Below are 15,035 nucleotides of genomic sequence, written 5' to 3'. Positions count from 1 at the left end.
CAGGGCTCCGTGTCAGCGGATGTCATCCGATCGGGCGATGTTGTCCGCTGTCCCGTTTGTCGGCCCATCTCGCGCGCAGAGGGATGGACGCGGGAGTAGGCCGCGCACTGTCGTCATCCGGACAAATGCCGGGTGGACCTCAGGTGAAGAGAGGGTTGCCTGCGACTCACAGCGCGGGCGCTGCCAAGCCCATAGGGTTCGGGACAGGGGTGTACACACGGGGCAGGCTGGAACCTACGGGACAAACGGGGTGGGAGGGCCGACGCGGCGTGGCGAACGTTGAGCACAGCGGGCAGATGGGCAGTGCCTTCGGGGCGGGGTCTGCACAGGAGGCGAAGGCGCGGCTGAAGGCGACCCGCGCGGGTCTCTGGCTGATCACCGCCGTCCTGGCGGTACGGCAGGTGACCGTCGTCCTGAGCACGCGCCATGGAGAGCGGCTGACGGCCCTGGAGACCTGGGGCGGCCCGAACGGCGTCCTGCACGTGAACGGGTCGCTGTACGACTCGACGCTGTTCACCGGCACACCGTTCGCCGGACTCGTCCTCAAACCGCTCACCCGGGCGGCCCAGCAGGCCCTCGGCTGGGGCTGGACCTTCGGCACGCTCCTGCTCGTCGTCGCGCTCGGCACGGTCGCCGCCCGCGCCCTGCCGCCGCCCGTGACCCGGCGCTCCTCGCTCCTCGCCGCGCCCGTCGCGATAAGCCTGCTCATGCTGTCGCTGCCGGTGCGCAACACCCTCTATCTCGGCCAGACCAGCATCATCCCGGTACTGCTGGTCCTGCTCGCCTGCTTCGCCGTGCGCGACGAGCGGACCGGCGGACTGCTGATCGGCGTCGGAGCCGCGCTCCAGCCGACCGTGCTGCTGTTCGCACCGCTGCTGTGGTTCACCGGCCGCAGACGGGCCGCCACCTCCGCCGCCGGCACGTTCGCCGTGTGCACCGCGCTCGCCTGGGCGGCGATGCCGCACGACTCGTACACCTACTGGGTGCACCATCTGGCCGGCGTCGGCCTGGGCGGCAAGGCCGACGACCACGCCAACCAGTCCCTGCACGGGGCACTGCTCAGGCTCGGCCTGTCCGGGCCGCTCGAAATCGGCCTCTTCCTCGTGTTCGGTGCCGCCGTCGTGGTTCTCGGGCTGCGCCGGGCGATCCGGTACGCGGGCGACGGACAACTGCTGCTCGCCGTCGCGGTCACCGGCTGCGTGGCGGTCGCCGTGTCGCCCACGACCTGGCAGCACCAGCTTCTGTGGCTGCTGCTCGCGGTCGTCGGCCGCGTCGGCAGACGCGCCTCGGACCGGTACGTATGGCCGGTCGCCGTCGTCCTGCTGATGACGCTGCCCGCGAAGATGCTGTTGCCCAACATGGCGGTGCTCGACCCACTGCGCGACAACCTCGTGCTGCTCGCGGCCCTCGCCGCCGCCACCTTCGTACCGTTCCTGTCCCGGACCTCCCCCTTCTACCGGGCCCCGGTCCCCACCCAGGCCGCACCGCCCGTCCCGACCCGCCGGCAACGCGTCCCGCTCCTGCCGTTCCTGCGCCGGATCCTCACCCGCCCCAACCTGCTGCTCGAACTGCTCCTCCTCCGGGTCACCTACGCCGCCTACCAGCAGGTCCGGCTCGCGGCGACCGGCGGCAGCAACGCGGCGGGCCGGGTCACCGCCGAGCAGCACGGCGAGCAGATCCTCGCGATCGAACGCTTCCTGCACCTGGACATCGAGCACTGGGTCAACCACGCCGTCGTCCAGGTCGGCCGGCTGCGGGACTTCTTCGACTTCTACTACGAGTCGTTCCACTTCGTGATCCCGCTGACCGTCCTGGGCCTGCTCTACTGGCGCCGCCCGGTCGACTACCGCTGGGCCCGCTCGGCGCTCGGCTTCGCCACCCTGCTCGCCCTCGTCGGCTTCTGGCTCTACCCGCTGGCCCCGCCACGCCTGATGCCGGAACTCGGGATGATCGACACCGTGCACGGCGTGCAGGACTTCTCCAAGCCGGACTACGGCGCGCTGACCGCGCTGACGAACCAGTACGCGGCGATGCCCTCGCTGCACTTCGGCTGGTCCCTGTGGTGCGGTGTCGTCATCGCGATCGTCGCGTCCAAGTGGTGGATGAAGACGCTCGGCCTGCTTCACCCGCTCTTCACGGTCTCGGCGATCGTGGCCACCGGCAACCACTGGGTGCTGGACGCGGTGGGCGGCGGGATCGTCGTCGGCGCGGGCTTCGGGCTCGCCTACGTCTTCCAGGGCCCGCGCGCACGAGTGGTGACGACCGCCGCCGAGGTCAGCAGTGCGCCGGTGCCGGTGAGGGAGCGTACTGCGAGCTGATCCGGTACGCGCCCGGCGAGGTGACCGTCAGCCGGGCGAACTCGCCCTCCCGGCTCAGGCAGCCGCTCTCGGCGTGCAGCCACGGCGAGTAGGCGATGCGCACCGTCACCGAGCCGGCCCGGGGCATCCGGACCTCCATCTCGGTGCTCGTCGTACCCAGGACCGTGGCGGGCGCCGACACCAGCGGCACCGCCTCGCGCACCCGGTACACCCGCCAGTGCGCGTCCTGCCACACCGGCTCCAGCCAGGCCGGCCGGTTCTCGCGCACCAGCCGCGCCTCCTGCTCGGCGGGCCCGTCCGGCTTGCCGAGCGGCAGGACGACGAAGCCCACCGCCCAGCGGTCCAGCCAGCTCCGGTAGGTGGCGGCCGAGAACGTGCCGTCGTAGAAGAGACGGCCGCGCTCGACGTCGAGCTGCCGGTTCCAGCCGCGCGCCATGTTCACATGCGGGGCGAGCGCGGTGGCCTCGCGGTGGTTGCGGGCCGGGACGACCTCGACGCGGGACCGGTCGGCGCCGAGCCCCTCCAGGGCCCGTATCACCCCGCCGGTGTCCGCCGCCCAGGCCGGCACGGTGGTGGAGACATACAGGTCGGAGACGGTCTTACGGCCCACCCAGAAGACGGAGAAGACCAGCGCGGCGATCAGCAGGCTGCGGCGCAGCGTCCTCAGCCGGGGTGCGGTGAGCAGCACGGCGAGCAGCGCGGCCGGCGCGAACAGCTCCGCGAACCGCTCGACGTTCGTTCCGATCGGCGAGGGGATCAGATACACAAGGACCGTCCCGACCGCGTACACGACCCCGCTCCAGCGCGCGACCCGCCAGCCGCGCGGGGCCGGCACCGCCACGGCCAGCCCGAACAGCACCGGCTGCCAGATGCGGTCCGGATGCATCGGCTGCTCGCCGTGGAAAGGGAACAGCAGCGTGGTCGTGGCGACCACCGCGAACGGCGGCACCAGCAGCACGAGGGCCCGCCCCCAGTCCCGTACGAGCAGGAAGCCGGCGCCCACCACGGCCAGGAACAGCCCGGCCACCGGGCTCGCCATGGTCGCGAGCGTCGCGTACACCGCCGCTGGCACCAGCCGCCGCTCCCGCGTCAGCAGCACACAACCCGCGAGTCCGAAGGCGACGCCCAGCGCGAACGTCGTACGGCCCGAGGCCACGTCGCACCACAGGGCCAGTGAGGCGAGCAGCGCCGGACCGGCCGGTCTTCGGACTCCGGCGCGCACGATCAGCACGGCCGCCAGCCAGGAGGCGGCCAGACCGGAGACCACGGTGACCGTGCGCACGCCGAAACCGGCCATCAGGTACGGGGAGAGCAAGCTGTAGTTGGCGGTGTGCATCCCGCCGTACCAGAAGAGGCCGTACGCCGACCCGCCGTGCGTGCCCGCGAACCGCGCCCATGCCTCCTGGGCCGCCAGATCACCGCCGCCGGTGGCCAGGAACAGCCACCACACCGCGTACAGGGGGAGGGTGGGGAGCGTCGCGAGGAGCGGGACCCGGTGGCGGGACCAGAGACGGTGGAGCGGACGGTTCCGGGCAGTGGCCGTGTCCTCCTCCGGCCGGACCAGGGCGAGTTCGGCAGGAACCACGGGTGCGCGTTTCCGTTCGACGTCTTTGGCGGTGTGCAACGACTTGTAGAACGACTGTGCTCCTTCGAAGACGCGCATGTGAGCGGAAACGTTCATCAACGGCCGGGTCGCGTCGCGGGGTCGCGAGGGAGACAGGGGCGGGCGTAGGGGGGAAGCCCCTGCCTCCCTCGGGACGGGCCGGCGGCGCCGGGAAGCCGACGGCCCGCGCCTGTCGTCCCGCGCTCAACCTGTGCTGACCTGGAGTTCCTTCACGCCGTTGATCCAGGCGGAGCGCAGCCTGCGCGGGTCGCCGACCAGCCGGAGGTCCGGCATCGCGTCGGCGACCGCGTTGAAGATGAGGTTGATCTCCATCACGGCCAGGGACTTGCCGAGGCAGAAGTGCGGGCCTCCGCCGCCGAAACCGAGGTGCGGGTTGGGGTCGCGGGTGACGTCGAAGACGTCCGGGCTCTCGAACACCTCCGGGTCGTGGTTGGCGGAGGAGTAGAAGATGCCGACCCGGTCGCCCTTCCTGATGTGCTTGCCGCCCAGTTCGGTGTCCTGGGTGGCGGTGCGCTGGAAGGCGTTGACCGGGGTCGCCCAGCGGACGATCTCCTCGGCCGCGGTCGCCGGGCGCTCCCGCTTGTAGAGGTCCCACTGGCCGGGGTGGGTGAGGAAGGCGTGCATACCGTGCGTGATGGCGTTGCGGGTCGTCTCGTTGCCGGCGACGGCCAGCATCAGCACGAAGAAGCCGAACTCGTCGGAGGTGAGGTTGCCCTCGTCCTCGGCGGCCACCAGCGTGCTGACGATGTCCTTGGCCGGGCACTGCTTGCGCTCGGCCGCCATGTTCATCGCGTACGCGATCAGTTCGGTGGCCGACTCCTGGCCGACCTCCTCGGTGATCGCGTACTCCGGGTCGTCGTACGAGATCATCTTGTTGGACCAGTCGAAGATCTTGGCCCGGTCGTCCTGCGGGATGCCGATCAGCTCGGCGATGGCCTGGAGGGGCAGTTCGCAGGCGACCTGGGTGACGAAGTCGAAGGGGCCCTGGTGCGCGCGGGCGACCTCGACTATGGCGCTTGCGCGGGCGCGCAGCCTCTCCTCCAGGAAGCGGATGGCGCGCGGGGTGAAGCCGCGCTGCACGATCTGGCGGACCCGGGTGTGCTCCGGTGGGTCCATGTTCAGCATGATCAGCCGCTGGGCGTCGATCGCGTCGCGTTCGATGTGCTCGTTGAAGCGGATGATGGCGGTGTTGAGGGTCGAGGAGAAGAGCTCCGGGTGCGTGGAGACGTACTTGACGTCCGCGTGCCGGGTGACGGCCCAGTACCCCTCGTCCTGGAAGCCCGCCACGTTGCCCGTCTGGGGTATCCAGCACACCGGTTCGACGCGGCGCAGCTCGGCGAACTCCGGCAGGGGCACGCGGTGGTGCAGCAGATCGGGGTCGGTGAAGTCGAACCCGTCGGGCAGTGCTGGACAGGGCATCGGCGACTCCCACCATTCTGACGGTCCATCAGGAACTGCCGTGAAGGTAGTAACGGGTTCTACAAGTCGCAAGAGGTGGGGCATTCCCAATTACGTGCGGGATTCGTGCAGATCGCGGCATCGGTGGCTGCAAGACCCTTGCGGCCTTGGACGCGATGTCCGCAAACTGCACACAGAACTAGAACGCGTACTAGTTCTGCGTGGCGGGTGGGCCGGGACGCCCGCGCCGCGCGGGTGACCGAGGAGAGGACGGGCCCCCATGGCCGCGGAACCCGTGATCGTCGAAGCCGTACGCACCCCCATCGGCAAGCGCGGCGGCGCGCTCGCCAATCTGCACCCCGCCTACCTCCTGGGCGAGACCTACCGCGAACTCCTCGGCCGCACCGGCATCCACGCCGACTGCGTCGAACAGATCGTCGGCGGCACGGTGACGCACGCCGGCGAACAGTCGATGAATCCGGCGCGCACGGCGTGGCTGGCGATGGGCCTGCCGTACGAGACCGCCGCGACGACCGTCGACTGCCAGTGCGGCTCTTCGCAGCAGGCCTCGCACATGGTGGCGAACATGGTCGCGGCGGGTGTCATTGACGTGGGCATCAGTTGTGGCGTCGAGGCCATGTCGCGGGTGCCGCTGGGGTCCGGGTCGAAGCACGGTCCTGGGAAGCCCTTCCCCGACGAGTGGAACGTCGACCTTCCCAATCAGTTCGAGGCGGCGGAGCGGATCGCGCGTCATCGTGGGCTGACGCGGGAGAACGTCGACTCGCTCGGCCTCATCTCCCAGGAGCGGGCGGCGGTCGCGTGGGCCGAGGAGCGGTTCAAGAGGGAGACCTTCGCCGTACAGGTGCCGACCACCGAGGACGAGCAGCGGGCCGGTCAGGGCATGTGGCGGCTCGTCGACCGGGACGAGGGGCTGCGCGACACGTCGATGGAGGCACTGGCGGGGCTGAAGCCGGTGATGCCGACGGCGGTGCACACGGCCGGCAACTCGTCGCAGATCTCGGACGGCGCGGCGGCGATCCTGTGGGCATCCAAGCGGATGGCGCGCGCCCTGAAGCTGAAGCCCCGGGCGCGGATCGTCGCACAGGCGCTGGTGGGTTCCGACCCGCACTTCCACCTGGACGGACCGATCGACGCGACGCGTGCGGTGCTGGGGAAGGCCGGGATGTCCCTGAAGGACATCGACCTCGTGGAGATCAACGAGGCGTTCGCATCGGTTGTGTTGAGCTGGGCGCAGGTCTTCGGACAGGACCTGGAGAAGGTCAACGTCAACGGCGGTGCGATCGCGCTCGGACACCCGGTCGGGGCGACGGGGGCCCGGCTGATCACCACGGCGCTCCATGAACTGGAGCGCCGCGACAAGGAGTTCGCGCTCATCACGATGTGCGCGGGAGGCGGCCTGGCCACCGGCACAATCATCCAGCGCCTGTAGCCGTCTCGGCAGGCTACGGACCGGTGATTGGCAGATCTGTACCGGAGGGTGCGGCCCTGACCGGGCCTTCCACTGAGTCCTGAGTGGAACAGATCTGCCCATCTCATCAGTCAGCGACGTGAGTGCGGGGCATCGGGCTGACCGCTGAGGGCCGCCGCGCCGCACAGAGTGCCGTCCTCGTGCACGCCGGAAACATCCGCCACTACTTCTTCGACACCCTCACACCCCAGCAGGCCGCGGCTTTCCGGGCCTGGAGCGGGCAGATGATCGACCGCGTCGAGCCGCGCCGCGGCGGGACCGCCGCCGACGTCCAGTAGGACTCCGCCTGTGCGCGGCGCCGTGCACCACGCCCGTAGGCGTGGCCGGCGCGAGCGACGCCGGGCCCAGGCGTACGGGCTGCGGTCGGCGGCGATGCCGGATGCGCGGCACTGGCAGGTTGCCCGGGGTCGGTCGTCCCACTGCCGGGCCGCTCGACGGCTGGAATCGGCCATGACTTGACGGGCGGTCATGTGCGGAGCCGGGTTGGCAGGGGCCCTCGTCGCGGCGCCGACCGCGCTCATCTGCCCAGCGTGGAGGCCTCTATGCTCATGCGCGAGCACCGTGATCAACGTGCTCGTCATGCCCACGAATGAACCCGTCGCCCGTTTTCGGGCTGTCTGAAAAGGCGTGCTGTGCATAGATTCCTGCGACTTCGCTTCACTCATCTGGTCTCGGCCCTGGCGATATCCCTGGGCGCCGTCGTCGGTCTCGGTACGCCGAGTCAGGCCGCGGCGCTCACCAACAACGTCGTCTTCAACAACCCGAACGACGCGACGGGCAAGTACGCGATCGAGAACTACCTCATCGGTCTGATCAACGGGACCCCGGCGGGCGAGACGATCCGCATGTCGTTCTACGCCTTCAACTCGCAGGCCTACTACGACGCCCTGGTGAACGCCTACAACCGCGGCGTCAACATCAAGATCGTCGCCGACGACTACGCGCCGTCGTCGAACGTCCAGAAGACGACCACCGACCTGGCGGCCGTTCTGGGGACGGACGCCGCCGCCAAGTCGTACGTCCTGCTCTGCAACGGCGGCTGCATCGAGCACAACCCCAGCGGCGGCATCATCAACCACAACAAGTTCTACCTGTTCACCAACACGTCGGGCAGCTCCAACGTGGTGGTCCAGTCGTCGGCCAACATGATCTCCGTGACCTCGGGTGTGAACGGCGGGATCAACGCCTGGAACAACGCCCTGACCGTGGTCGACCAGCCCGACATCTACCAGTCCTACATCGACCGCTTCACCGCGATGAAGGCGGCCCAGATGTCCGGGACGGCGTCGAGCGTCGACTACACGACGGCGACGGGCACCAACACCACCACCGGCACCAGCGCGAAGTCGTACTTCTTCCCGCAGCAGGACACCAGCAAGGATGTCGTCCTCGACATCCTCAACAACATCGACTGCTCGACCAACGGCAGCGTGCATCTGGCCATGTACGACATCAAGGACACGGCCGTCGCGCAGAAGCTGAAGAGCCTCGACGACGCCGGCTGCACCGTGCACGTCGCCTACACCGACCAGGGCACGTCCGACGACACCACGATCAACGCCCTCAGCGCCTGCGGCCCGCACAACGGTGTGGCCATCTACAAGTTCGACAAGACGGCTCCGCCCGCTGCCATGCTGCACTCGAAGTACCTTGTGGTGAACGCCGATTACCTCGGCACGGAGCAGCAGATCATCTGGACGGGGAGCCTCAACTACACCACCCAGTCCCTGCACGCCAACGACGAGACGCTGCTGAAGTACAGCGGGACGCCGGAGATCTACAACTCGTACGAGTCGAACTTCACCACGCTGGAGGGCCTCGGCACCTACAGCCGGGCGGGGACCTGCTAGTACCGGTCCGTCCGGTCAGGCGCCGGGCGCGGACGCGGTCATTCCCGCCCGGACGTCGTCATCGCCAGTACCCCCGCCGCCAGCGCCGCGACCAGTAGCGGGACACCCAGGCCGTGGTGCAGGACCAGCCATCCGCCGAGCAGGGCGCCCGCCAGTAGTGCGAGCACGGAGGATGTGCGGCGCGGGGACCATCCTCTCGGGCCGCCTCCGATCCTGGAGTCGGAGGCGAGCCCGGTGAGGGTCGTGGTGAGGACTGTGGTCGTCGTCAGCTCGGCCACCGCAAGCTTGCGTACCGTCGCGTTGCGGAGCCCCATCGCGAAGGCCGTGACCGCGATCAGCGTGTACACCGTGCCCGTGGCGCCCGGGGTGGCGAAGGCGACCGCCGAGGACGTGCCCAGCAGCACGGCCTCGATCGCGAGCGCCAGCCGCGCCCGGGCACGCCGCGACCCGCCGCCGTACCGTCTCGCCAGGCGCCCGCCCGCCACCGCCCCCACCAGGAACGACCCCAGCGACACGAGCGCGTGCGCGGTGGAGAAACCCGGTGCCCCGGCGGCGGCGAAGCCGAGCACCACCACATTGCCCGTCATGTTCGCGGTGAAGACGTGCCCGAGCCCGAGGTAGCTGACCGCGTCGATGATTCCGCTGACCACGGTCATCGCCAGGAGCGCCGGGACCAGGCGCAGCAGTCCGTGCGCCCGGGGGCCGTGTTCCTGTGCCTCGGTCGGCTCCGCCGTCATGGGACCTCCGGTCAGCGGGACGGGCGCGGTGCACTCAGGTCCACCACGGAAGCGGGGGATGATCGGATGTCCGGGTGATCGGTGCTTCCGTAGCGTCGGGGGCATGAGTGATGACACGCGCAAAAGCCAAGAAAAGCACACTAGTTGGACGGTGCGGCGAGGGCTCGCCGCCATGGCGGCCCTGCTGCTCGCCGGGCTCGCGGCGGCTCCCGCGGTCGCGGCCACGGACGGTCAGGACACGGCGCGGGACCGGCGGGGCGCCCTCGTCTCGGTCACCCCGGTCGTGTCCCGGGACGCGACCGGCGTACGGACGTTCCTCGCCGACCGCGACATCGCCACCGACACGGTCAGGTACGGCGTGCGGGCCTACCGGCTGACGTACCGGACCGTGGACCCGTACGGCAAACCGACCACCGCCACGGGCCTGCTCACGCTCCCCACCGGCGGCGCCCACCGGCTCGACGTCGTCTCCGACACGCACGGGACGATGGTGAACCGCGACTACGCGCCCTCGGCCGGCGACGACTTCGGGCGCGTCCCCTCCTATCTGAACGCGAGCGCGGGCCGTGCCGTGGCCGCGCCCGACTACCTGGGCCTGGGCAAGGGTCCCGGCCGCCACCCCTACATGGACACCCGCTCCTCCGTGACGGCTTCCGTCGACATGCTGCGCGCGGCCCGTACGGCGGCCGACCGGCTGGGCCGCCCGCTCACCGGCGACGTCTACGCGACCGGCTTCTCGCAGGGCGGGCAGGTCGCGATGGGACTCGGGCGGGCGCTGCGGCAGGGCGCCGACCACCACTTCCGGCTGAAGGCGCTCGCCCCGATCAGCGGCCCGTACGACATCGAGGGCCAGGAGATACCGGCGCTGTACGACGGCCGGGTCAACGACATCAGCGGGGTCCTCTACACCTCGTACTGGCTGGTCGCGCAGAACCCGCTGCACCACATATACAAGGACCCCGCCGAGGTGTTCCGCGCCCCGTACGCGAGCCGGGTCGAGGATCTGTACGACGGGAAGCACGGGGAGGAGGAGATCATCGGCTCGCTCGCGCCCACGGTGAAGGAGATGCTCACGCCCGCCTTCTACGAGCGGATGCGGCACCCGAGCGGCGGACTGCTCGCCGCGATGCGCGAGAACGACCACACCTGCGACTGGAAGCCCGACGTGCCGGTGCGGCTGTACGCGGGGGCGGCCGACACCGACGTGCCCATCGGGAACGCGCGCAGCTGTGCCGCGCGGCTGGCCGAGCACGGCGGGCGGGCGCGGCTGGTGAACCAGGGGGACGTGGACCACTTCGGGTCGTTCAAGGTGTCGGCGCCGCAGGTGGTGCGGTTCTTCGACGCCGTACGCGGCTGAGCGCGGGATCGCGGATACGCGGATACGCGGAAGCACGGAAACGCGGAAGCACGGAAACGCGGAAACGCGGAAACGCGGAAACGGCGGAAACGCCGAAGGCGGCGGCCCCGGGTTCGGGGGCCGCCGCCTACGCAGGCGTGTGAGACCGGCTCGATCAGTACCAGTGGTGGGTCGACCAGAAGTCCCAGGCCGCGGCGGGGCTGCCGTAGCGGGAGTTCATGTAGTCCAGGCCCCACTTGATCTGGGTGGCCGGGTTGGTCTTCCAGTCGGAACCGGCGGAGGCCATCTTCGAGCCGGGCAGGGCCTGGACCAGGCCGTAGGCGCCGGAGGAGGCGTTCGTGGCGGTGTGGTTCCAGCCACTCTCGTGCGAGACGATCTTGTCGAACGCGTTGAACTGCGCGGCGTCCGGAATCATCTGGCGCGCGATCGACTTCGCGGAGGAGGCCTCAGTGGGGGTCGCGGCCTGGGCGGGCACCGAGGTGAGCACCATGCCGGTCGTGGCGGCGGCCAGGGCGGCAGCGGCGAGGGCCTTCTTCGGGGAAGCGATGCGGGAGATGAAGGAGACGGTCACAGAACACTCTTTCTTCGGGGTCAGGGGCGTCGCGGACACGCCGGAACCACGTGCTGTGTGGTGGGGGCGTGCATCGGCGCCGCGGCCCGGGTGGGCTCGGCGGCGCCTTGCGACGAGATCCAGGTAAGCAGGTGCCGGACCTGTCCGCAATGACCCTTTTTACTAGTTGTGGTCGCATCCGTAACGAAAGTCGCTTATGTGATCTGGCTCTCAATCCCCAGGTCAGAGGGGAAATCGATGCGCACATGCCACTCGGTTGGATCTACGACCTCGCTTCGTAAGTGAGGGCAGTCACGTGGGGCTCGTCACGGTTCAGGTGACGGATGGTCGATGAGGCGCTGCGGCCCGTGGTGAAACGGTGTGACCCGCGCCGCACGTGGAGGGGTGGGGAGTGTGACCGGGGTCGCAGGGTGCGGGTGGCCGGGGTCGCGTGCCGGCGGGTGCGAATGTGACCGGCGCCGCACGACGGGGAGTGGGGATGTGACCGGTGCCGCACGGACCGGGCGTGGGGCTGTGATCGGCGTCGCATACGTGGTCGATAGGGTCCGCTCATGCAGACGGGGAGACTGCTCGGATCCGGGCGCACGGCCGATGTGTACGAGATCGACGGGACGGACGGGGCCTGGGTGCTGCGGCGCTACCGGGACCCGCACGGGGACGCGGCCGCCGAGGCCGTGGTGATGGACCATGTCCGGGGGCACGGCTATCCGGCACCTGGCGTGCGGTCGGCGACGCGCAGCGATCTCGTCATGGAGCGGCTGTCCGGCCCGACGATGCTGGAGGCGATCCTGGAGGGGCGGCTCGGTCCGGAGGAGGGTGGGGCGATGCTCGCGCGGCTGCTGCGTGACCTGCACGCGCTGCCCGCCCGGCGCTCCGGGGATCCGGCTGCCCGGATCATCCACCTCGACCTGCACCCGCTGAACGTGATCCTGACCGCCGACGGTCCGAAGGTCATCGACTGGGCCACTGCCGAGGAGGGCTCGCCCGGCCTCGACTGGGGGATGTCCGCGGTGATCCTCGCGCAGGCCGTCGTGGTGGGCGAACCTCGCGTGGATGGAGTACGCGCCCTGCTGGCCGCGATGCTCGCGGGCCGGCAGGGCGCGTCGTCACTTACGGAGGAGGGGCTGAAGGAGGCCCTCGCCCGCAGGGCGGCCAACCCGACCATGACGGAACGGGAGGTCGCACTGCTCGGGGAGGCGGAGGGTTTGCTTCGGACCCTGCTCTAGTTCACCCCGGTGGGTGCTCGGTGTTCCTTAGCTCAATGTCCTCCTTTCCGTGCTCTCGACACGCGGAGCATTGGGTAAAGGTTTAGCGTGGAGGGCGATCGTCCAGACCGGAACCCCGGCCCGATTCCGGCGGGCCGGGGTTCTGGCTCTGTACGTCACCTGGGTGACTCGGTTTACTTGCGCAGGGCGCCACCGCCGACGCCGCCGAAGCCGCCGCCGAAGCCGCCTTCGCCGAAGCCGTAGCCGAAGTGGCGGACCACGCGGAAGCTGGCCACCACGCCGTTACGGACCTTCACGCCACCGCGGACGCGCCGGGGGAAGATGCCGTCGGCCGTGCTGTAGGGGCCGACCGTGGCGATGGGCGCGCCGTTGTCGCAGGTGGCGCCCCGGAAGACCTCGACGGTCTTCCTGCTGTCGTTGCGGACGTTGATGCTCCTGGAGCCGAGGCCGCTGACCACGACGACGCAGCCACCAGGAACGGCCGGGAAGGACCGCTCGTTGATCTGGATCCAGCCGAGGTGGCCACGGCCGTAGCCGCCGCGGCCCCCGCCGCCACCACCGAAGCCGTCGTCGTCGTCGTCGTAGCCGCCCCGCCCGCCGCCGTCGCCGTTGTTGCCCTCGGGAGCCGCCTCGGGGGCGGCGGCGGGGGCGGCGGGGGCCGGCGCGGCGGGGGCGGCGGCCGGCTGGGCGACCGCGGCCGCCTGGGCCGGCTCGGAGGCGGCCGAGGCGTAGGTGATGCCGGTGGCCGCCAGGGCCGCGGCAGCCGCGACCGCGGCAGTAACTACAGTGGAACGCGTTGCCATTTTTTTCTCCTGTCTGAGAGACGTCGGCTGTGAGCCGATGCGAGATTGAACGTACAGATCATCTGCATCTGTGTCATATCGGACATACGGAAAATATGACGAACCATCCGATCGGCGTAGCCATGGCGCTGACGCGTCGTCATTGGGGCGTGCTTTTTGCGGTGGCGGCGGGGTGTCGACGTACGCGACTCGCGCGTGTCCCGGCGTGTCGCCGCCGACGCGCGGGGCGGCGAGTGGCGGGCGGTGGGCGTCGGGCGGCGGCCGGGGGTCTCCGGTGGACGCACCGGGTGGTGGCGTCGGTGCGTCCACCGGAGACCGGCGGCCTCCCGGGCGGCCGGTCGGCGTCCCCGTCAGGCGGTCGCGACGGTGCGGACGGTGGCGAGCTCCTCCGCCTGCGCCCCGATGTATGTGAGACATCCAAGTGTGCTTGCGACAGGGGTACTTGACCGCGTCGGGCTGTCAAGGTGCACCGACAGGCGGTGTCCTGTGGCAACTACAGGCCCGGGTGGGACGGGCGGGTCGTCGGGTCGCCGAAGGTGGGGAAAAGGTGAGGAAAACGGTCGTACGACCGGATCACACCGCCACGTACGTCACCGGATCGCCCCCCGCCACCGCCTCCGCCCGCCCCAGCTTCACCAGTCGGCGCAGATGGGCCTCGGCCTCCGAGACCGCGATGTTCCGTGAGCCGAACGGGATCTGCTCCCAGGGGCGGTTCCACTCCATGCGTTCGGCGAGCTGCCAGGGGGTGAGGGGAGTGGTCAGCAGGGTCAGGAGGCCGGTCAGGCGGGCCTCGTGGTGCGCGAGCAACTCCCGTACGCGGCCCGGCGCGTCGGTGAACGCGTGCTGGTGGGCCGGGAGCACCTCGGCGGGGCGGAGCCGTCCGACACGCTCCAGGGAGTCGAGGTAGTCGCCGAGGGGGTCGGTGACGGTGGCGTCGTCCGGGTCCTCGTACAGGCCGATGTGCGGGGTGATCTCCGGGAGGAGGTGGTCGCCGGAGAACAGGCGGCCATGGCCCGGGAGGCCGGCGGGGTGATCCTCCTCCAGGTGGAGGCAGACGTGGCCGGGCGTGTGCCCCGGGGTCCAGACCGCGCGCAGACGGCGGCCGGCCAGGTCGAGGAGTTCGCCGGGGACGATCTCGCGGTCGGGGAGCGCGGGGGAGAGGCCGGGAAGGGTGCGGCGGGGCGCGGTGCGCAGTGGGGTCACGTGCTCCTCGGGCGCGCCCGCCGCCGCGAGCTTGGCCGCCATGTACGTGAACCAGCGGTCGGGCCGGGTCTCGCGGGTGCGCTGGACGATCGAGATGTCCGCGGCGTGCATCGCGATCCAGGCGCCGGAGGCCTCCCGTACCTTGCCCGCCAGGCCGTGGTGGTCCGGGTGGTGGTGGGTGATGACGACCCCGTGGATCTCCCGGACCGATGTGCCGCAGGCCGCGAGCCCCTCGGCGAGCGTGTCCCAGGAGGCCGGGTCGTCCCAGCCCGTGTCGACCAGCACCGGCCCGCGGTCGGTGTCGACCACGTACACGAGCGTGTGGCCGAGGGGATTGTCCGGAATGGGGACCTCGATGGAGCGTATGCCTCCGCCGTGGTCGGACACCTGCGCCATGGGCTCCCCCAATCGCCGCGTTCCGGGTCACTATAACTAGAACAAGTTTCGATGGGAGCCCTG

Annotated in this window: 12 protein-coding genes; 6 read left to right on the top strand and 6 right to left on the bottom strand. The window is 70.3% G+C overall.

Annotated features, from left to right (window positions below):
* The first annotated feature begins 269 nt into the window (after positions 1-269).
* Positions 270-2,318, top strand: a complete 2,049-nt coding sequence (locus Q2K21_RS27910; RefSeq protein WP_310776265.1) for a bifunctional glycosyltransferase 87/phosphatase PAP2 family protein — start codon at positions 270-272, stop codon at positions 2,316-2,318.
* Here Q2K21_RS27910 and Q2K21_RS27905 read toward each other — a convergent pair.
* Both Q2K21_RS27905 and Q2K21_RS27900 read right to left on the bottom strand, forming a co-directional pair.
* Positions 2,275-3,903: a glycosyltransferase family 87 protein gene (locus Q2K21_RS27905; protein WP_386276142.1), complete on the bottom strand. Its 1,629-nt coding sequence runs from the start codon at positions 3,901-3,903 to the stop codon at positions 2,275-2,277. The genes Q2K21_RS27910 and Q2K21_RS27905 overlap by 44 nt on opposite strands.
* Before the next feature lie 222 nt (positions 3,904-4,125).
* Complete coding sequence (locus Q2K21_RS27900; protein ID WP_310776261.1) at positions 4,126-5,361, bottom strand: cytochrome P450; 1,236 nt, start codon at positions 5,359-5,361, stop codon at positions 4,126-4,128.
* 259 nt (positions 5,362-5,620) lie between these two features.
* Between Q2K21_RS27900 and Q2K21_RS27895 the strand changes: the two genes are divergently transcribed.
* The 3 genes from Q2K21_RS27895 (at position 5,621) to Q2K21_RS27885 (ending at position 8,679) form a co-directional block, all read left to right on the top strand.
* Positions 5,621-6,790 carry a steroid 3-ketoacyl-CoA thiolase gene (locus tag Q2K21_RS27895; protein WP_310776259.1) on the top strand — a complete coding sequence of 390 codons (1,170 nt, stop codon included), beginning with the start codon at positions 5,621-5,623 and terminating at the stop codon, positions 6,788-6,790.
* 122 nt (positions 6,791-6,912) lie between these two features.
* Positions 6,913-7,107 carry a hypothetical protein gene (locus Q2K21_RS27890; protein ID WP_310776258.1) on the top strand — a complete coding sequence of 65 codons (195 nt, stop codon included), beginning with the start codon at positions 6,913-6,915 and terminating at the stop codon, positions 7,105-7,107.
* A 354-nt stretch (positions 7,108-7,461) separates the two neighbouring features.
* Positions 7,462-8,679 (top strand): phospholipase D-like domain-containing protein, encoded by a 1,218-nt coding sequence (locus tag Q2K21_RS27885; RefSeq protein WP_310776256.1) that lies wholly within the window; start codon positions 7,462-7,464, stop codon positions 8,677-8,679.
* 38 nt (positions 8,680-8,717) lie between these two features.
* Here the strand turns inward: Q2K21_RS27885 and Q2K21_RS27880 are convergent, their stop codons facing one another.
* Positions 8,718-9,416 (bottom strand): YoaK family protein, encoded by a 699-nt coding sequence (locus Q2K21_RS27880; protein ID WP_310776254.1) that lies wholly within the window; start codon positions 9,414-9,416, stop codon positions 8,718-8,720.
* A gap of 103 nt (positions 9,417-9,519) precedes the next feature.
* Here Q2K21_RS27880 and Q2K21_RS27875 point away from each other — a divergent pair, with 103 nt between their 5' ends.
* On the top strand, positions 9,520-10,773 hold the full coding sequence (locus Q2K21_RS27875) for an alpha/beta hydrolase family protein (protein ID WP_310776252.1): 1,254 nt from the start codon (positions 9,520-9,522) through the stop codon (positions 10,771-10,773).
* A gap of 154 nt (positions 10,774-10,927) precedes the next feature.
* On the opposite strand, the gene Q2K21_RS27870 is transcribed toward Q2K21_RS27875, so the two are convergent.
* Positions 10,928-11,344, bottom strand: a complete 417-nt coding sequence (locus Q2K21_RS27870; RefSeq protein WP_310776249.1) for an aggregation-promoting factor C-terminal-like domain-containing protein — start codon at positions 11,342-11,344, stop codon at positions 10,928-10,930.
* 551 nt (positions 11,345-11,895) lie between these two features.
* Here Q2K21_RS27870 and Q2K21_RS27865 point away from each other — a divergent pair.
* Positions 11,896-12,570, top strand: a complete 675-nt coding sequence (locus Q2K21_RS27865; protein ID WP_310776247.1) for a phosphotransferase — start codon at positions 11,896-11,898, stop codon at positions 12,568-12,570.
* Between the two features lie 173 nt (positions 12,571-12,743).
* On the opposite strand, the gene Q2K21_RS27860 is transcribed toward Q2K21_RS27865, so the two are convergent.
* Together Q2K21_RS27860 and Q2K21_RS27855 are read right to left on the bottom strand one after the other, a co-directional pair.
* Positions 12,744-13,373, bottom strand: a complete 630-nt coding sequence (locus Q2K21_RS27860; protein WP_310776245.1) for a hypothetical protein — start codon at positions 13,371-13,373, stop codon at positions 12,744-12,746.
* A 573-nt stretch (positions 13,374-13,946) separates the two neighbouring features.
* A complete protein-coding gene (locus tag Q2K21_RS27855) occupies positions 13,947-14,972 on the bottom strand; it encodes an MBL fold metallo-hydrolase (RefSeq protein ID WP_310776243.1) in 1,026 nt (341 codons plus the stop codon).
* Positions 14,973-15,035: the final 63 nt, after the last annotated feature.

This window comes from Streptomyces sp. CGMCC 4.7035 (assembly GCF_031583065.1).
Taxonomy (GTDB): Bacteria; Actinomycetota; Actinomycetes; order Streptomycetales; family Streptomycetaceae; genus Streptomyces; species Streptomyces yaanensis.
This window is presented reverse-complemented; position numbering and strand designations above follow the sequence as displayed.